Origin of the sequence: Methylobacterium iners (assembly GCF_022179305.1) — a bacterium.
In the GTDB taxonomy this organism is placed as follows: domain Bacteria; phylum Pseudomonadota; class Alphaproteobacteria; order Rhizobiales; family Beijerinckiaceae; genus Methylobacterium; species Methylobacterium iners.
This window is the reverse complement of record NZ_BPQP01000089.1, coordinates 115194-131640: the sequence shown is the minus strand read 5'-3', so window position 1 is coordinate 131640 and position 16447 is coordinate 115194. Positions and strand designations below refer to the sequence as shown.

Annotated in this window: 17 protein-coding genes, 1 tRNA gene and 2 pseudogenes; 5 read left to right on the top strand and 15 right to left on the bottom strand. The window is 70.8% G+C overall.

Translation table 11 applies throughout. The features are described from left to right. Positions 1–5: 5 nt before the first annotated feature. On the top strand, positions 6–1031 hold the full coding sequence (locus tag MFF55_RS23670) for a hypothetical protein (protein ID WP_238246565.1): 1026 nt from the start codon (positions 6–8) through the stop codon (positions 1029–1031). After that, positions 1028–2338, top strand: coding sequence for an ATP-dependent protease ATPase subunit HslU (gene hslU / locus MFF55_RS23665; RefSeq protein WP_238246564.1), 1311 nt, complete (start codon positions 1028–1030; stop codon positions 2336–2338). The genes MFF55_RS23670 and hslU overlap by 4 nt, the downstream gene beginning before the upstream one ends. On the opposite strand, the gene MFF55_RS23660 is transcribed toward hslU, so the two are convergent. From MFF55_RS23660 to MFF55_RS23630, 7 genes and pseudogenes are all read right to left on the bottom strand, one after another. Next, positions 2328–2861 (bottom strand): ankyrin repeat domain-containing protein, encoded by a 534-nt coding sequence (locus MFF55_RS23660; protein WP_238246563.1) that lies wholly within the window; start codon positions 2859–2861, stop codon positions 2328–2330. The genes hslU and MFF55_RS23660 overlap by 11 nt on opposite strands. A gap of 63 nt (positions 2862–2924) precedes the next feature. Next, on the bottom strand, positions 2925–3197 hold the full coding sequence (locus MFF55_RS23655) for a YiaA/YiaB family inner membrane protein (RefSeq protein WP_238246562.1): 273 nt from the start codon (positions 3195–3197) through the stop codon (positions 2925–2927). A 43-nt stretch (positions 3198–3240) separates the two neighbouring features. Continuing rightward, positions 3241–3921, bottom strand: a complete 681-nt coding sequence (locus tag MFF55_RS23650) for a PspA/IM30 family protein (RefSeq protein WP_238246561.1) — start codon at positions 3919–3921, stop codon at positions 3241–3243. A gap of 166 nt (positions 3922–4087) precedes the next feature. Further along, positions 4088–5389, bottom strand: a pseudogene (gene creD / locus MFF55_RS23645) (cell envelope integrity protein CreD). 67 nt (positions 5390–5456) lie between these two features. Next, entirely contained in the window at positions 5457–6179 is a 723-nt protein-coding gene (locus MFF55_RS23640; RefSeq protein WP_238246560.1) for a di-trans,poly-cis-decaprenylcistransferase, read from the bottom strand. Between the two features lie 95 nt (positions 6180–6274). Then, on the bottom strand, positions 6275–6652 hold the full coding sequence (locus MFF55_RS23635) for a transcriptional regulator (RefSeq protein WP_238246559.1): 378 nt from the start codon (positions 6650–6652) through the stop codon (positions 6275–6277). Then, positions 6639–7256 (bottom strand): annotated as a pseudogene (locus MFF55_RS23630) (hypothetical protein). The gene MFF55_RS23635 and the pseudogene MFF55_RS23630 overlap by 14 nt, the downstream one beginning before the upstream one ends. 131 nt (positions 7257–7387) lie before the next feature. On the opposite strand from MFF55_RS23630, the gene uvrB reads away from it, so the two are divergent. The 3 genes from uvrB to MFF55_RS23615 all read left to right on the top strand — a co-directional run bounded on the left by uvrB (position 7388) and on the right by MFF55_RS23615 (position 11275). Beyond that, positions 7388–10066, top strand: a complete 2679-nt coding sequence (gene uvrB, locus MFF55_RS23625) for an excinuclease ABC subunit UvrB (RefSeq protein WP_238246558.1) — start codon at positions 7388–7390, stop codon at positions 10064–10066. Between the two features lie 98 nt (positions 10067–10164). Then, positions 10165–10497 carry a hypothetical protein gene (locus MFF55_RS23620; protein ID WP_238246557.1) on the top strand — a complete coding sequence of 111 codons (333 nt, stop codon included), beginning with the start codon at positions 10165–10167 and terminating at the stop codon, positions 10495–10497. A 73-nt stretch (positions 10498–10570) separates the two neighbouring features. After that, positions 10571–11275, top strand: a complete 705-nt coding sequence (locus MFF55_RS23615; RefSeq protein ID WP_238246556.1) for a YidB family protein — start codon at positions 10571–10573, stop codon at positions 11273–11275. A gap of 65 nt (positions 11276–11340) precedes the next feature. Here the strand turns inward: MFF55_RS23615 and MFF55_RS23610 are convergent. The 8 genes from MFF55_RS23610 to MFF55_RS23575 all read right to left on the bottom strand — a co-directional run bounded on the left by MFF55_RS23610 (position 11341) and on the right by MFF55_RS23575 (position 16168). Further along, positions 11341–11406, bottom strand: a tRNA-Ser gene (locus MFF55_RS23610). A gap of 167 nt (positions 11407–11573) precedes the next feature. Continuing rightward, positions 11574–12878, bottom strand: coding sequence for a site-specific integrase (locus MFF55_RS23605; RefSeq protein ID WP_238246555.1), 1305 nt, complete (start codon positions 12876–12878; stop codon positions 11574–11576). A gap of 326 nt (positions 12879–13204) precedes the next feature. After that, complete coding sequence (locus tag MFF55_RS23600; RefSeq protein WP_238246554.1) at positions 13205–13441, bottom strand: hypothetical protein; 237 nt, start codon at positions 13439–13441, stop codon at positions 13205–13207. Next, complete coding sequence (locus MFF55_RS23595; protein ID WP_238246553.1) at positions 13432–14265, bottom strand: HIRAN domain-containing protein; 834 nt, start codon at positions 14263–14265, stop codon at positions 13432–13434. Before MFF55_RS23595 ends, MFF55_RS23600 begins: the two co-directional genes overlap by 10 nt. Then, positions 14265–14450 carry a hypothetical protein gene (locus tag MFF55_RS23590; protein ID WP_238246552.1) on the bottom strand — a complete coding sequence of 62 codons (186 nt, stop codon included), beginning with the start codon at positions 14448–14450 and terminating at the stop codon, positions 14265–14267. The genes MFF55_RS23595 and MFF55_RS23590 overlap by 1 nt, the downstream gene beginning before the upstream one ends. Then, positions 14450–15733, bottom strand: coding sequence for a hypothetical protein (locus tag MFF55_RS23585; RefSeq protein ID WP_238246551.1), 1284 nt, complete (start codon positions 15731–15733; stop codon positions 14450–14452). The genes MFF55_RS23590 and MFF55_RS23585 overlap by 1 nt, the downstream gene beginning before the upstream one ends. Beyond that, positions 15730–16032 carry a hypothetical protein gene (locus tag MFF55_RS23580; RefSeq protein ID WP_238246550.1) on the bottom strand — a complete coding sequence of 101 codons (303 nt, stop codon included), beginning with the start codon at positions 16030–16032 and terminating at the stop codon, positions 15730–15732. The genes MFF55_RS23585 and MFF55_RS23580 overlap by 4 nt, the downstream gene beginning before the upstream one ends. Then, positions 16025–16168: a hypothetical protein gene (locus MFF55_RS23575; protein WP_238246549.1), complete on the bottom strand. Its 144-nt coding sequence runs from the start codon at positions 16166–16168 to the stop codon at positions 16025–16027. The genes MFF55_RS23580 and MFF55_RS23575 overlap by 8 nt, the downstream gene beginning before the upstream one ends. Between the last annotated feature and the right edge of the window lie 279 nt (positions 16169–16447).

The following is a 16447-nucleotide window of genomic DNA, read 5'->3' as shown; positions in this document are numbered from 1 at the left end:
CCACCATGATCGATACCGCGTTGCTCCAGCGCGCCGTGGGCGACGGCGTGATCACGCAGGAGCAATCGCTCGCCCTCCAGCGCCTGAGCCGGGAGGCGGACGGACCGCCCCGGACGGACGCGGTCCAGGACGACGAGCAGCTGCGCCTCGTCACGGGCTTCGCCGACATCTTCGTCACCATCGGCCTCGTCCTGTTTCTCGGCACCCTCGCCTTCTTCGGGGGACATGCCTTCGGGCTCGCCATCACCGCGGCCGCGGCCTGGGGCCTGGCGGAGTTCTTCACCCGTCGGCGCCGGATGGCTCTGCCGAGCATCGTGCTCCTGATCGCCTTCACGGGCGCGGGCTTCGGCGCCGTCGTCCTCGCCTTCGCCGAGGGCATCAGCCAGTGGGCGGACCGGCCCGCGATCCTGGCGACCGGCGCCCTCACCGCCGTCGGTCTGGCGGCCCTGCATTACCGCCGCTTCGCGGTACCCGTCACGATCGCGGCCGGTACGGCGGCGCTCATCGGAACCCTCGTCGCGCTGGGGCTCGCCGTCGCGCCGGATGCGGTTCAGGCCCATCTCAACGCCTTGCTGATCGTCGCCGGCGTCGCCACCTTCGCGCTTGCCATGCGCTTCGACCTCGCCGACCCGCTGCGCCTGACCCGCCGGACCGACATCGCCTTCTGGCTGCACCTCCTGGCCGCGCCCCTGATCGTCCACCCCGTCCTGGCGCGGATCGCCACGACGAGCGGAGGCCCGGCGGGCAATGCCCAGCTCGTGCTGGCGGTCGTGCTCGTTCTCGCCCTCGTCGCCTTGATCACCGACCGCCGCGCGATCCTCGTCTCGGGGCTCGCTTACGCGGGGATCGCCTTCGGCAGCCTGATGCGCGAAGCCGGGTTTGCGACGAACGCCCTGCCGCTCACCCTGCTCGCGCTGGGCGCCTTCATCCTCCTCTTGAGCGCCGGCTGGCACCCGCTGCGCGCGGGCCTCCTGCGCGCCCTCCCCCGCACCCTGGCGGCACGGCTGCCGCATCCGATCGGAGCCCGATGACCACGTTCTCCCCCCGCGAAATCGTCTCCGAGCTCGACCGCTTCATCGTGGGCCAGGCCGACGCCAAGCGCGCCGTGGCCATCGCGCTGCGCAACCGCTGGCGGCGCCAGCAGCTGAGGGGACCGCTCCGGGAGGAGGTGGCGCCGAAGAACATTCTGATGATCGGGCCGACGGGCTGCGGCAAGACCGAGATCGCCCGGCGCCTCGCCCGACTCGCCGGCGCGCCCTTCCTCAAGATCGAGGCGACCAAGTTCACCGAGGTCGGCTATGTCGGCCGCGACGTCGAGCAGATCGTGCGCGACCTCGTCGAGGTCGGCATCGGCCTCAAGCGCGAGGAGAAGCGCCGCGCGGTGAAGGCCAAGGCCGAGGCGGCGGCCGAGGCGCGCATCCTCGACGCCCTCGTCGGACCGACGGCGAGCGGGGCCACCCGGGACAGCTTCCGCCGCAAGCTCCGGGCGAGCGAGCTCGACGACAAGGAGGTCGAGATCGAGCTCGCGGGCGGCGCCGGCGGGATGCCGATGTTCGAGATCCCCGGCATGCCGGGTGCCGCCATGGGCGCGGTCAATCTGGGCGACATGCTCGGCAAGGCCTTCGGCGGCTCGAAGGGCAAGCCGCGCCGGATGAGCGTGCGCGACGCCTACGCGCCCCTGCTCGCGGAGGAATCCGACAAGCTCGTCGATGCCGAATCGCTCACGGGCGAGGCGATCCGCGAGGTCGAGGAGAACGGCATCGTCTTCCTCGACGAGATCGACAAGATCTGCGCCCGCGAGGGCCGCTCCTCGGCCGACGTCTCGCGCGAGGGCGTGCAGCGCGACCTGCTGCCGCTCATCGAGGGCACCACTGTGGCGACGAAGCACGGGCCGGTGAAGACCGACCACATCCTGTTCATCGCATCCGGCGCCTTCCACGTCTCAAAGCCCTCGGACCTGCTGCCGGAGCTGCAGGGACGCCTGCCGATCCGGGTCGAGCTGCAGCCGCTCACGGTCGAGGATTTCAAGCAGATCCTCACCACGACCGAGGCGAGCCTCCTGAAGCAGACCGTGGCGTTGATGGAGACGGAGGGCCTCACCGTGACCTTCAGCGACGACGCCGTCGATGCGCTTGCCCGGGTCGCCGTGGACGTGAACAACTCCGTCGAGAATATCGGCGCGCGAAGGCTCCAGACCGTGCTCGAGCGGGTGATCGACGAGATCTCCTTCACCGCCACCGACCGCTCCGGCGAGACGGTCGCGATCGACGCGGCCTATGTCCGCGAGCGGGTCGAGAGCCTGGCCGCCAACGCCGACCTGAGCCGGTTCATCCTCTAGGAACGCGCGGCGCCCGCGCGAGCTGGCCCGGCGTCCGCGTGGCGCCCATGGACTGGGCCATCTCGGCCGCGGTGAGGCCGGCGCCGTCGCGCTTGTCCGGGTCGGCCCCGTGGGCGAGCAGCAGGTCGACGATCTCGGTCCGGTCGAACATGGCCGCGGTCATGAGGGCGGTGCGGCCGCCCTCGATGCCGCCGTCGACCTGCGCGCCGCGATCGAGCAGCAGGCGGACCATCGCCGTGTCGCCCTTGAAGGCCGCCCCGGCGAGCGGTGTCTGGCCGCGATCGTTGGCGAGCTCCGAGTCGCCGCCGTGGTCGAGGATGACCCGGGCGGCCTCGGCCTGGCCGTTATAGGCGGCCAGCATCAGCAGGCTGTCGCCCTTGTCGTTGCGCAAATTCGGCGGCAGCCCTTGGCCAAGGAGGTCGGCGAGTTCCTCGGCATGGCCCATCCGGGCGAATTGGAAGACGCGACCCGCGAAGGCGAGGGTCGCGTCGTCGAGGACGGGCTTTTGATCGTCAGGGTTCATGCGGCGAGGTCCGGCGGCTGGCCGCCGATGTGACTCCCCCGGCGGCCGCCTGTCCAGCGCCGCCTACTCCTTGGTCACCGACATCAGCAGGCGCTCGGTCTTGGCGTCCTCGATGCGGTTGACCATGCGGCGGGCCTCGTGGACGTCGCGGACGGTCTTGGTCGCGGTGACGCAGGACTGGACGAGCATCACCACGCCCATGGCGAGGTAGCCCTTGATCCAGAAGTCCACCGGCATGAACAGGATGCCGGCGGCCACCATCGTGGCGGAGCCGAGGAACGACGCGTAGGTGAAGCTGACCCAGGCGCCGGAATGCTGTGCGTGTTCGTTGGTCATGGCGGATGTTCCCTGATGATCGCGTGAGAGCGGCGGAGTGGGTTCAGTGCGGGCCCGCCGCGGCCTTGCCGCGGAGCCGATCGAGGATGTCGGCGGCGTTCGGCCGGGTGCGCGGCCCGAAGCCTTCGCGTTCCAGGCGCTCGCCGATGGAGGCGCCGGGCTCCGCCTCTGCGAGGGCCGCCTCGGTATCAGCCGCCTCGGCCTGAAGCTCCCGCAGGCGGGCCAGCGTCGCCTCGGCCTCGCGGAGCGTCGCCCGCTCGCTCGGAGCCACGCCCGCACCGAGGCGGCGCACCGCCTCCGCCGCGGCGGCCGTCCGTCGCCCCCGCTCCAGCTCGGCCTGACGGCGCCCGGCATCGGCGACGATCCCGCGGATGCGGGCGATCTCGGCGCTGAAGCGGCCACGGGCGGTGCGAATGGCGCCGCATTCGGCCTCGAGTTCCGCGAGAGCTTCGGCGGCCTCCGAGGCCAGATCCTCGCGGCCGGCAGCGAGCGCCGCGATGGCGCGGGCCTCGAGATCCGCGGCCCGTGCCTCCACCTCGGCGAGCCGCCGGGCCTCGGCGCGGTCCCCGGCCACCGCCGTGGCGAGGGCCTGCCGGCTCCGTTCCAGCGAGGCTCGGGTCTCGCGGACCTGCTGGTCCAGAACCAGGAGGGCGTGCCGGTCGAACAATTCCTCCTGCGCGCGGGCGGCACTGCCCCGGGCAAGGATCCGCAACAGCTTCAACATCGGTGATCTCCCATCGGTGAACCGCGTTCACGGGATCGAAGTCACACGAGTTTGCACACCGTGTAAGTGCGATTTTGCACGAAGTGCAAAACCTCTGGGGCACCCGCTCTGGATCGCTTCAGGACGCTGCCGGCCCCGGCGGCGCTTCGCCGAGGCCGGCGACCCCTCACGCGGCGTCGGGCTCGCCCGTGAGGTCGAGCCGGAGCGAGACGGCCATGGCCGCGCTGACGACGAGGAAGACCGCCGCGGTCCCGAGAAGCAGCGCGTAGGTCTCCAGCCCGAGCATGACGAACAGCATTCCGAACAGGCCCGACATCAGCAGCGCGAAGGTGATGGTCACCCGTCCGTTGCGGGACACGGCGGCCGTGTAGAGGCTCGATTGCCCGATGACGAGACCCGCGCTGAGGAGAAAGGCGGGCCCATAGCCGATCCATTCGCTGAACGAGAGCAGCATGAGGGAGAACGCCACCATCGACGCGGCGACCAGCAGGTACTGCACGAGGTGGATCCGGATGCGTCCCAGGATCTCGAAGCCGAGATAGAGGGCGAAGGCGAGTCAGACGGGCAGGAGGCCGTACTTCGCGACCCGCGTGATCATGCGGTAGAGCGACACCGCCTCGATCAGGCCGACGCCGACCTCAGCGCCGTTGCCGAAGACCGATCCGGTCGCACCCCGTGATGTCACGGAGACCGGCGCCGATGCGGCATCGTCGATCTGCCAGGTCGCGGTGAAGCCCTTGCTGCCGATCTCGGTCCGGCTCGGCAGCGCGTCGCCGAGAAAGCTCGGGTCCGGCCAGGGCGAGGTCAGCGTCACCTGCGTCTGCGGCGCGGCCGTCGTCAGGCTCAGCGCTTCCGTGCCGCGCACCCGCAGGGTGGCGGTGAAGGGAAGCCTCTCACTCTCCCGGAGGTTGCTGCGGTCCACGCGGGCGACGATGAGAGCCTCGCGGCCGCAGGTCAGAAGGGGCAGCGCCGCGTCCGCGCAGCTGCGCCAGGCGGTCTTGCTGCCCGCGATCGCCACGCCGTCCTCCGGACGCAGGCCGCTCGCCTTGCTGAGGCTCATCACCAGGATCGCCTCGTCCCAGAGCAGCGCGTCGCCGCCGGTCTCGGAGGCCTTGCGGGCGAGGTCGCCCGAGGGGATATCGAAGACCCCGGTGATCGTCAGATCCGCTTCGTAGACGATCGCCCCGAACTGGCCGCGGCGCCGCTCGCTGGGCGCGAGCGTGCCGTTCGCCGCCACTGTCCTCGGTGCGATGGCGAGATGGCCCGGCTGGCGGTCGGACCGGGAGACCGGCACGAGGAGCACTGGCCCCTGGATTCGCTGGCTCGGTCCCCAGGCCTTCGCGATCTGGACCTCGACCTGCCCCTGCCGGTCCCCTCGCTCGTCGATGAGCTGCAGGATGAGCAGGCTCGGCACCATCGATGCCAGGATCAGGATGGCGAGCTGGATGAGCTTGCGTTGCAGCCGCATCGGCGGCCGCGGGCGTGACACGGTGGGTGTGGCGTCCGTCATGGGGGTTCTCCTCAAGGACCGCGCATCAGGCGGCGGTTCGGCCCGCGGCCGGGGTCAGGCCGCCGAAGCGGCGGTCGCGGCGGGCGAAATCCGCCATCGCGCGGGCGAGGTCGTGCGCGTCGAAATCGGGCCACATCCGGTCCGTGAAGTGCAGCTCGGCATAGGCCGCCTCCCAGAGCAGGAAGTCGGAGAGACGCCGCTCGCCGCCGGAGCGGATCAGGAGGTCGACGTCCCGGCGATCCTCATCCCCGCCGGCGAGGAGGCGCCCGAACGCCTCCCGCGTGGCCGGCCCTCCGCCCAGGCGATGGGCGGCGGCCAGGATGGCGTCGCGGGCCGAGTAGTCGACGGCGATGCGCAGGTGCAGGCGGGTTCCGCCCCGCGTGTCGGCCTCGGCGCGCTCGATGGCCTGGGGCAAGCCCGCGGGCAGGCGGTCGCGACGGCCGATCACGGAGAGGCGTATCCCGCGCCGCTCGAGTCGCGCCGTCTCGCAGCGCAGGTAGCCGCGCAGGAGCCCCATCATGCCGTCCACCTCGTCGGCCGGCTGGGCCCAGTTGTCGCTGGAGAAGGCGAAGAGGGTCAGCGTCCCGACACCCTGCCCCGGCGCGGCCTCCGTCACCCGGCGGACAGCCGCGACGCCCGCGCGATGGCCGAGGCTGCGCGGAAGGCCGCGCCGCTCAGCCCAGCGCCCGTTCCCATCCATGATGATCGCGACGTGGATGTTCGTTCTGTGATCGAGATGACTTTGCATTGTAAAGTTTCCGGACGAGTGAGGGCGGATTCCGAGCGTCTCTCAGGCCTGACGGCTTTCGAGGGACTGGATGGGTGAAGGGCCTTGGGCGCCGCTCAGGCGGGCTTGGTGGTCAGGGGCGTGGGATCGGGGCTCGGCGCCGCGGCCTTGGTGGCGTCCCGCACCACCGTCTCCAGCACGGCGAGGTAGTCGAGGAAGCGCCGCCGTCCCGTCGGCGTCAGGCGGCAGAGGGTCTGCGGGCGGTTGCGGTCGTAGCCCTTCTCGAGGCTCACGAGCTCGGCCTCCTGCAGCACCGCGAGGTGGCGACTCAGATTGCCGTCGGTGAGGCCGCACAGGCGCTTCAGATCGGGAAAGGCGAGCCCCTTGGGATGGGCGACGAGCGAGGCGAGCACGCTGAGGCGCGCCTTCTCGTGCATGATGCGGTCGAGGCCCTCATAGGAGAAGCGGCCGACGGATTCGTCAGCTTCCCGCATCGTCCCCTCCTCCGCTCCGGTGCATGACGACGGCCAGTATGGCTTGGCCGACGGCGAACGGCACGCCCATCAGCCAGGGCGAGAGCGACCGCCCCTCGCTGGCGACGGCGAGGCCGGCGAAGCCCGCGAGCAGGTACTAGGCCCCCACCAGGACGGCCGCGCGCGGCAGGATCCGCGCCGAGGCGAAGAGGCCGAGCCCCACCAGCACCTGCCAGAGACCGGGCAGCATCCAGACCTGGTCGGGCGCGAAGCGCGCGAGAACGACGGCGAGGCAGACCCCGGTTCCGAGGGCGGGAAGGAAGCCCTCGACGGCGTTCAGCGCGACCGCGTCGGCAAGGCCCCGGTGCATCCGCCGCGTGCGCCGCAGCGTCTCGCCGCCGATCATCAGTGCGGCGATGGCGGCCGCGCCGATCCAGAGGCCGAAATAGGCGACCGGATCGCCCGCGGGATCGGCGAGCCAGAGGGTTTGTCCGGTCGCGGCGGCGAGGGCCAGAAGGCCCGTCGCCGCGAGCGTCGCCGAACCGAGGCCGCGGAAGGCGGTGTCCTTCGCGATCTGCGTCCGGATCAGGACGATATCGGCCAGGGCCTTGTCCAAATCCCGCACCGTCTCAACCCCCGCCAACAACTTTGCAACGCAGAGTACTCTCGCCGACGTCGGTACGCAAGCGCGATTCTCGCCCCGCTTCACGCTCCGCCGGGCTTCCTCGCGCGGTCGCTTGCGCCCATATTCCAAGCATGCCCGCCCCGAAGACACCCCGTCCGTCGACCAGCAAGGCCTCGAAGCCCGAGCTGAAGCCGCTCGATCCGTTCCTGGCCGAACTCCTCAGTCCGGCCCTCAACCGGAACCGGCTGCCGCCCGTCGAGAACACGTCGCCGGCCGGGCCGGCCAAGCGTCCCGGCCGCGCGAAGAAGACGGCGCCGGGCTTCGGCGAGGCGCCGCAGGCGACCTTCGCCCACGGCAAAGCCGCCGACGTCGATCCGCGCCTCGCGCAGGCCCTGGGCTTGCGCGGGCCCGAGGACGGTCCGGCGACGGAGGAGGCGGAGGGCACCTCCCTGGCGACGGACGGCGTCTCCGCCACGGTCGACGCGCTCTCGCGGCTCCTGTCCGAGGGCAACCCGCTGTTCAAGGACGGGCAGGCCTGGGTCCCCCACCGGCCCGAGCGGCCTAAGAAGTCGGAGGGCGGCGTTCCCTTCCGCCTGCAATCGGAGTTCCAGCCCGCCGGCGACCAGCCCCGCGCCATCGCGGAGCTGGTGGGTGGGGTGAAGGCGGCCGAGCGCGACCAGGTGCTCCTCGGCGTCACCGGATCGGGCAAGACCTTCACGATGGCCAAGGTCATCGAGGAGACGCAGCGCCCGGCGCTCATCCTCGCGCCGAACAAGACGCTCGCGGCGCAGCTCTACGGCGAGTTCAAGAGCTTCTTTCCGGACAACGCGGTCGAGTATTTCGTCTCCTACTACGACTACTACCAGCCGGAGGCCTACGTCCCGCGCTCGGACACCTTCATCGAGAAGGAGAGCTCGATCAACGAGCAGATCGACCGGATGCGCCACGCCGCGACCCGGGCGTTGCTGGAGCGCGACGACGTCATCATCGTCGCCTCGGTCTCCTGCATCTACGGCATCGGCTCGGTCGAGACCTACACGGCGATGTCCTTCACCGTCAGCTTGGGCGAGCGCATCGAGCAGCGCCAGCTCGTCGCCGACCTCGTGGCGCTCCAGTACAAGCGCATCCAATCCGACTTCGCCCGCGGCACCTTCCGGGTGCGCGGCGACGTGATCGAGCTGTGGCCGGCCCACCTCGAGGACCGCGGCTGGCGCATCGGCCTGTTCGGCGACGAGGTCGAGCGGATCACCGAGTTCGACCCGCTGACTGGCAAGACCCTCAACGAGCTCAAGTTCGTGAAGGTCTACGCCAATTCCCACTACGTGACGCCGCGCCCGACGCTGCAGCAGGCGATCAAGGGCATCAAGGACGAGCTCAAGGGCCGCGTCGAGGAACTTACCCGGATGGGCCGCCTCATCGAGGCGCAGCGCATCGAGCAGCGCTGCACCTTCGACATCGAGATGATCGAGGCCACCGGCGCCTGCAACGGCATCGAGAACTACTCGCGCTACCTCACCGGCCGGAAACCCGGCGAGCCGCCGCCGACGCTCTTCGAGTACCTGCCCGACAACGCCCTCGTCTTCACCGACGAGAGCCACGTCACCGTGCCCCAGATCGGCGGCATGTACCGGGGCGACTTCCGGCGGAAGGCGACGCTCGCCGAGTACGGCTTCCGCCTGCCCTCCTGCCTCGACAACCGCCCGCTCCGCTTCGAGGAATGGGACCTGATGCGCCCGCAATCCATCCACGTCTCGGCCACGCCCGCGAAGTGGGAGATGGAGCAGACCGGTGGCGTCTTCGCCGAGCAGGTCATCCGCCCGACCGGCCTCGTCGATCCCGTCATCGAGATCCGCCCGGCCCGGACCCAGGTCGACGATCTTCTCGGCGAGGTCCGCGAGGTGGCGCAGGCCGGCTACCGCACCCTCGTGACCACGCTGACCAAGCGCATGGCCGAGGACCTCACCGAGTACCTGCACGAGAACAGCGTGCGGGTGCGCTACATGCACTCCGACATCGACACGCTGGAGCGCATCGAGATCATCCGCGATCTGAGGCTCGGCGCCTTCGACGTTCTGATCGGCATCAACCTGCTGCGCGAGGGCCTCGACATCCCGGAATGCGCGCTCGTCGCGATCCTCGACGCCGACAAGGAGGGCTTCCTCCGCTCCGAGACCTCGCTGATCCAGACCATCGGCCGTGCCGCCCGCAACGCCGACGCCCGCTGCATACTCTACGCCGACCAGATCACCGGCTCGATGGAGCGGGCGATGGCCGAGACCGAGCGGCGGCGCCAGAAGCAGCTCGCCTACAATGCCGAGCACGGCATCACGCCCCAGAGCGTGAAGCGGGGCATCGCCGACATTCTCGACAGCGTCTACGAGCGCGACCACGTCCAGGTCGATACGGGGCTCGCGAAGAACGCCATCACCGTCGGCCACAACCTCAAGGCCGTGATGGCCGACCTCGAGAAGCGGATGCGCACGGCCGCCGCCGATCTCGACTTCGAAGAGGCGGCCCGACTTCGCGACGAGCTCAAGAGGCTGCAGGCGACGGAATTGCTCGTCTCCGACGACCCCATGGCGCGCCAGGACGATGTCGAGCGCGAGGCCGGCAAGTACGGCGTCAAGCGCAGCCGGATCGTGAAGCCGAGCCTCGACGACATGGGGCCCGGAACCGACCGCGAGCTGCCGGTGGGCGGCCCGGCGCCCGCCTGGGCCGAGCGGCCGAAGGCCCGGTCGACGCAGGGCCTCGGCGGGCAGAAGCCGAAGTTCCGCGGTCGCGGCAGCGGCGGCTCCCGTTCGCGCGGCTGAGCGAGCGGAACCTACGAGGGCATCCCCGAATTTGCTCTACCTGAAGCTTTCGAGGTGCCGCGCCGCCCGGCCGTGACGGTGTGACGATGGAGAGGTCCATGCTCATGCGTTCCGCCCTTCGCCCGCCCGCCGCGGCGACCCGTTCCGCTCTCGCCGGATTCGCGATCGCCGCCCTGGCGATCGTGCCGCCGATCGGATCCGGCGCCCATGCCCAGAGCATCGAGAGCCGGCGGGACCAGCCGACACCCTCGACGCTGCCGGAGCGGACCGGGCCGTCGGACCGCCCGGTGGCCCCCGTGGCTCCGCCCGATGCGATCAATTCGAGCACCGCGATCGTCGCCTCGGACCGCAAGGGCAAGGCGGCCTACACCAATCCCCTCGACCACCTGCCGGCCGCCGACCGCACCGCGATGCGCGGCCGACGCGAGTAGCGGGCCGCAACCCGCACGCCGCCCCAAGGGTTGAGGCATCGGGCCGACGAGGCGCCGAGAGGAAGGAACGATTATGGGTCTGCTCGATCAGGTCATCGGCGGAGTGCTCGGCCAGATGATGGGCGGCGGTCGCGGCGGCCAGGGTGGCGGCATGGGCGGCGGCCTCGGCGGCGGTGCCATGTCGCCGATCGTGCAGGCGCTCCTGATGCTCCTGATGTCGAAGGGCGCCGGCGGCCTCGGCGACATCTTCGGCGGTGGCCGCGGCCCGACGCCGGGCGGAGACCCGCATCAGGAGGGTGGCCCCGATTCCTACGGACGGGGCCAGGATGACATCGGCGGCTTCGGACAGGAAAGGGGCGCCGGCCGCTCTGGCGGCCGCGAGGAACGCGGCGGCGAGTTCGGCGACCTCGCCGGGATGCTCGATGGGCCGGGCGGCGGAGCCTCGGGCGCCCGCGACGGCGGCGCTGGGCCCTATGCCCGCCTCGACCGCGACCAAGCCGATGAGCAGGGCGGCCTCGACGGATTGATCGACCGCTTCCAGCGCGGCGGCTTCGGCGACGTCATGGATTCCTGGATCGGCCCCGGCCAGAACCGCGGGATCGAGCCGAACCAGCTCGCCGAGGCCCTCGGCCCGGACACGGTGAACCAACTCCAGAGCCGCACCGGCCTCGACCGGGGCGACCTGCTCTCCCAGCTCGCACAGGCGCTGCCGGGGGTGATCGACGGCCTCACGCCGCAAGGGCGCCGCCCGAGCCCGGAAGATCGGCGGGGCTGGTAGCCTGGACGCGAAACGAGAAAGGCGCCCCTCGCGGAGCGCCTTCTCTTCGTTCCATCCGGTGAGGATGGTGGGCGCGACAGGGATCGAACCTGTGACCCCTACCATGTCAAGGTAGTCAAGCCAACCCGCCCTCCCCTAGTGAAACCGCCCATTTCCCGAGGCCGGTCAACGCATTGCGGCCCATTCCCGTGCGGTGTCGTGCAGTCCCATCAAGCCCCCCGTATAGTGGGTTTCCGGCCCATTTCCGACCCGGAGCGGGACACAAAAACCGACGCAGAAATTTCAGGATAATTTCACGTCAAGCCGCGGCGGCCCGCTTCTGGTACTCGGCATGGGTGTGGCCGTAGACCTCCAGGACCATCTTGACGGTCATGCCGAGGTACTCGCCGACCTCGTGCGGGGGAACGCCGGCCTGGAGCATCAGCGTCGCGCGGGTGTGCCGCAGGATGTGAGGCGTCGGCATGCCGAGGTCCTCGTCGGGGTTCTCGTTCCCGACGCGGTAGGAGCCGTCGATCTCGCGACGGTCGAGCCCGGCGAGCCACGCCGCGCGGCCGAAGGCGCCCCCGACGCGCTTAAGCGAGGCGCCGCGCTCGTGGACGACGTGCGTCGGCGCGCCCGGCTTGCCGTCGGCCCCGACGAACGAGCGGGACATGTCGGCCTTCCGCCACTCCAGGAGCCGGGGGAGGAGCCGGTCGTGGATGCGGCACGGCGGCTGGCGCTTGCGGCTCGGCGGCGCCTCCGGTCCCGCCCGGAACATCGTCACGGCGTTGAAGTCGAACCAGCCGTCGATCCGGTCGCGCTTCCACCGCATTCGGAGGATCGCGCCCGAGCGGCTGCCCGAATAGAAGCCGATCTCGACGAACCGCTCCATGTGGTCGTCGTGGACGTAGGCGTCCGCGGCCGCGGCTCGCCACTGCGCGACGAAGGCCGTGTCCGCGGCGAGCTCCCAGTTGGGCGTCCGCGTCGCGAGGTCCGAGGAGACCCAGCGCCAGCCCTGGGTGATTTTGAGGAGGCGGGCGTATTCTTCCTCCGTCAGCCAGTCGACGTGCGGCTGGGCCTTGGGAGGCAGTGTCACGACGGGCTTGGCGTGCAGCGTGAATTCGCGGTGCCAGTGCCCGATTGCCGCGCCCAGTGTCTGGAGCTCGCGCCCTGCGGTCGCGGGCTTAGTCGGCTTACCCTCTCCCTTCGAGCCCGGCGGCTTCCAGCGCTCCAGGCAGCGGGCCTCGACGTAGGCCCGGCATGACGCCGCCTTGACCTGGGCGAGGCTCTTGCCGCCCCAGTGCCGGAGCAGGTTCGAAATGTGGTGCCCGGTCAGGGACGCGTTCGAGCCGCCCTCCATGGCCTGGCCGTAGAACGCGAGGCATGTGGCGATGCTCACCAGGCGGGGATCCTGGTTCGTCGGGTCGTCGTCGTCGGGGACGATACGGGCCTCGTCCTCGGCCCGGCGGTCGCGCTCGATTACGTAGCGCGCGAGCTCCGCTTCAGCCTCGCCGCGATTGCCAGGGCCGTGCGCTGTGCGTCGCTTGTAGTCCCCGTCGTGGATGGCCCAGACGTTCCGGTCGAGGTCGAGCTTGAGGCGGGCGGGCTTGCGGGGGCGTGCCATGTGTCTCTCCATGCGAGGATGGCGCGCCGCGTCGTGTAGACCGCGTGCCCCGGCCTGAACCCCTGGAGCGCGCCTGTCTTGATCGCGCGCCTCAACTGGTAAGGGGAGAACAGGCAGGTGTCCCCGCTCGGGTCCATGATCTCGCGGGCATAGCAAGCGAGGTCGAGCGGGAGCAGGGCATCGAGGTCGTCCCCATAGAGGCCAGGGAGGACGGGGATCACTGCGACTACGATTTCATACGCCATGGGTCGAGAATCCCGTAGTGCGCGCCCGGACGCCAGCGGAAAGACTACGCACGGTTAAGATCGTGGCCCTGCCGGTCCCGGTCACTCGTCCTGGGCGGCGTGCGCGGCGAGGCGCAGGGCGCGCCGGTGCCAGCGGGCGGCCGCCTCTCGGTCCCCCGTGCGGCGCGCCTCGGCCTCGCACCAGGAGGCGAGGGTCATAGGGGAGAAGACGGCTTCCCGGCCCTGGCCCTCGTGAGGCGCGCCGAGGAGCATCAGGCCGCGCACGCTGTAATGCGGCTCGGCGAGAACATGGGAAAGCTCGCGTCGGGTCAACGACATGAGACGTGGTCCTTCGTAACTCGGGTGCGGGGGCGCGCGGCCCATGCAGCCATGGCCTCGTGGAGCTCAGGCGTGACGGTCACGTCCGTGCCGGTGCAGTACCACCCGCGCATGCGGGACCGCGGCTTGACGCCCGCGCGGCGCGCCAGCCGGAACGCCGTCGAGCGCGAGCAGCCCAGGGATTTCTCGATGGCGAACAACTCCACCGTCTCCCCGACCGGCGGGAGGGTGATCTCGCCCTCGACGGGAACGTGCGCGAGGAAGGTGTTGGTCGCTTGGACAAGGCGCGCCGCCCGCACGTCCCGGAGGCGCTTCTCGAACCGGGCGCCGTTCGCACGCCCGGGCGCCTCGCGCTTCTTCTCGGCGAGGACCTGCTCCCACTCCCACTCGGCGAAGTCCTGCCGGATGACATGGGCTATGTGGCTCTCGTGGAGGGCCTGGGCGGCCGGGCCGACGAGGAGCGCCCGGGCGCTCCAGGCCTCGCCGTCCCCGCCCGAGGCGACATACGCCCGGAGCGCGAGGCCCTCGTCGAGGGGACCGGCGACGAGCCGGGCGACGCCGCGAGGCAGGTGCCCGAGCCGCACGTCATTCCGCCACCAAACCTCGCAGGCGCGGGGATCGTACGGGTTCTCAGGCGCCCGGACGATCTGCAGGCGGTCGCCCTCGCGCGGCCGTACGGGCTGCCCGTCCAGGCCGTCGCGGTAGTAATCGTGATACTGCAAGCCGGCGATTTCGGTCTCGCACCAGGCTTCGCCGGCGCGGAGCCGGTCGAATTCGACGGCCATCGAGGTGCCGTCGAGGCCGTCCATGTTCGGCAGGATCATCAGTCTCTCCCTGCAAGGTCGTGCCAAAGGACTGGGAGGCTTGCCCGGGCCCAGACCCGGGCGTGCATGCAGTCGGGCAGGTCCCGGACGGTGCGCGCCGCGGCGGCCCCGTCCCGGGCGAGCAGCGCCTCGGCCAGCGCGTCGACGGCCTCGGTCTCCCGGCGCCAGGCGTCGCGGTCGAACATCACTCGGCCGCTTGCCGGAAAGGGTCGCGGGCGCGCTTCTCGGCGTCCTCGCGTTCCTCGGTGGCGACGACCATCGCGATGAGCTCGGCGTCGATGGCCGCTCCGTCGATGGCCTCGGGCGCCAAGGGCCACGTCGCGGCGTCGACGCGGGCAATGTCCGCAGCGACAAGCGTGAGCGCCACTGCCTGCGGCACGCCGGTTTCCATCGAGACGCGCGCGGCGAGGACGAGGTCCTCGAAGCCAAGCCGGGCCGGCGTGGGGAGGATGGTGCGCGGCGGGGTCGAGGCCTGCGGTTCGACGAGGACGGGCGCCTGAGGCAAGGGCGGTTCAGCCTGGGCGGGCTCGACCGGCGAGGCCTTCGCCTCGGCGGCTTTCAGCTTCGCCGCGGTCTTCACCCAATTCCTCTTGGCCTCCTCGTAGCCTTCAAGCCGCCCGCGCGCGTCAAGCCCGAGCCGTTTCCAGTGGGCGTAAAGGCTACCGGGCGAGATGCCGTAGTTGAGCGCTATGGTGGCGAGGGAGAGGGACAGGCGGTCGGCATGGTCGGCGCGGATCGTTGCGTCGTCCGGAGCGCGGCGGAGGGGATGCGGAGGACGCGCACAGATAGGGGCATTGGACACGGCGGGCTCCTGATGCTCGTTGACGACCGGGACGGGGACTGTTGTCGGGGGCGGAAGAGGTACGGGCGGCGCTAGGTCGAAGCCCGGGAAGACGGCGGTGACCGCAGCGGGGTCCTCGCCCTGCAGCGCGAGGCGCAGTGCCTCGCCTGGCGCGGGCAGGCAGTAGCGGCCGGTGGCAGGCTGGTCGTGCACCAGGGCCAGAGCGATGCGCAGGACCCGACCGACGCCGAGCTCGAACGTGGTTTGGCGCTCGCGCTGAGCGATGGCGTGCGGGTCGCCGGCACGGATGCCGTGCCCGATGCGAGAGGCGATGCCACGCTCTGCTGGACTGATGCCGACCTTGGGAAGCCCGCGCGCATTGAAGATGCCGATGCCGGCGTTCGGCGGGACGCCCGCGGCCCGCTCCCCGCGGGTCGTCGACCCCAGGACGTAGGCCGCCTCCAGGCAGACCGCGGCGTCGAGGTCCGCGTAAGTGCGCGGCCGCCGGATAGACCCGGCCTGCCCCGCGGCCGCCCGGCCAGACTGGGCGAGCGAGTTCAGCGTCCGCTTGTCGAGCCAGTGCCACCTGGCGGCCGCGGCTTCGAAGGAGTGGGTCTCGATCAACCGCGCGACGGCGACCGGCGTCGGCTTCTTGTAGACGTTGCTGTCGATGCTGCCCGTGGTCATAGCAGGCTCCCCTGGGTCCGCCTCGGATCGGCCGAGGGCATGCGGCGGACCGGCAGTCGGGGCGCGGGCATGCGCGGCGCAGGCTTGGCCACCGGCGCGACGGCGGGACGTTCGGCCGGCGGGGGCATCTGCGGCGTCGGCGCGGGCCGGGGCTCGCGGCGGACTGGCTCCGGGGCGAGGGCCTCGACCTGCGGACGAGGGGCCTTCCACGACAGGGCCGGGTTGGCCTCCTCGGCATCGCAGTCGAAGAGGTGCTGCAGGAACGGGGGCAAGTCGGCGTAGTTGGCTGGCCTACCCACGCGTGCGTCCCTCCGTCCCGAGAGAGACGATGACGCGCCGCAGCCCCATGGCCTCCAGGAGCCGGTTGCTCGCCGGGCGGCGCCCGTGGCGGACGTCGAGCAGGTAGGCGGGCGAGACGCCGAGGCGGCGAGCCACGGCGGATGCCGAACCTTCCTCCTCGATTGCGGCCCGCAGGACATCCTGCGGATCTGGAGATGAACAAGGTGGCCTCGAAGTTATCATTTTGGCCTCTGAGCTATCGCCGGCTGCGAATTTGCGGCGATTGGCGATAAGCAAAGCAGGAGTGCCCGCAAACTGCAAGGGCCATTCAATGAGACAGCTTTTCTTGTCTCATTGAACCCGCCGATAGACAGATGCTTCGACTTTCGAAGCATTCTTTCTTTTCGACGGATACTTGCTTTCAGGGTGGCGCCA

Coding starts and splice junctions, on each gene's coding strand:
- MFF55_RS23655 (WP_238246562.1), bottom strand. CDS start 3,197: ATGACCAACGAACACGCACAGCATTCCGGCGCCTGGGTCAGCTTCACC.
- MFF55_RS23585 (WP_238246551.1), bottom strand. CDS start 15,733: ATGACCACGGGCAGCATCGACAGCAACGTCTACAAGAAGCCGACGCCG.
- MFF55_RS23640 (WP_238246560.1), bottom strand. CDS start 6,179: ATGCAAAGTCATCTCGATCACAGAACGAACATCCACGTCGCGATCATC.
- hslU (WP_238246564.1), top strand. CDS start 1,028: ATGACCACGTTCTCCCCCCGCGAAATCGTCTCCGAGCTCGACCGCTTC.
- MFF55_RS23615 (WP_238246556.1), top strand. CDS start 10,571: ATGGGTCTGCTCGATCAGGTCATCGGCGGAGTGCTCGGCCAGATGATG.
- MFF55_RS23660 (WP_238246563.1), bottom strand. CDS start 2,861: ATGAACCCTGACGATCAAAAGCCCGTCCTCGACGACGCGACCCTCGCC.
- MFF55_RS23600 (WP_238246554.1), bottom strand. CDS start 13,441: ATGTCGTTGACCCGACGCGAGCTTTCCCATGTTCTCGCCGAGCCGCAT.
- MFF55_RS23595 (WP_238246553.1), bottom strand. CDS start 14,265: ATGATCCTGCCGAACATGGACGGCCTCGACGGCACCTCGATGGCCGTC.
- MFF55_RS23620 (WP_238246557.1), top strand. CDS start 10,165: ATGCTCATGCGTTCCGCCCTTCGCCCGCCCGCCGCGGCGACCCGTTCC.
- MFF55_RS23650 (WP_238246561.1), bottom strand. CDS start 3,921: ATGTTGAAGCTGTTGCGGATCCTTGCCCGGGGCAGTGCCGCCCGCGCG.
- MFF55_RS23605 (WP_238246555.1), bottom strand. CDS start 12,878: ATGGCACGCCCCCGCAAGCCCGCCCGCCTCAAGCTCGACCTCGACCGG.
- MFF55_RS23590 (WP_238246552.1), bottom strand. CDS start 14,450: ATGTTCGACCGCGACGCCTGGCGCCGGGAGACCGAGGCCGTCGACGCG.
- MFF55_RS23635 (WP_238246559.1), bottom strand. CDS start 6,652: ATGCGGGAAGCTGACGAATCCGTCGGCCGCTTCTCCTATGAGGGCCTC.
- MFF55_RS23670 (WP_238246565.1), top strand. CDS start 6: ATGATCGATACCGCGTTGCTCCAGCGCGCCGTGGGCGACGGCGTGATC.
- uvrB (WP_238246558.1), top strand. CDS start 7,388: ATGCCCGCCCCGAAGACACCCCGTCCGTCGACCAGCAAGGCCTCGAAG.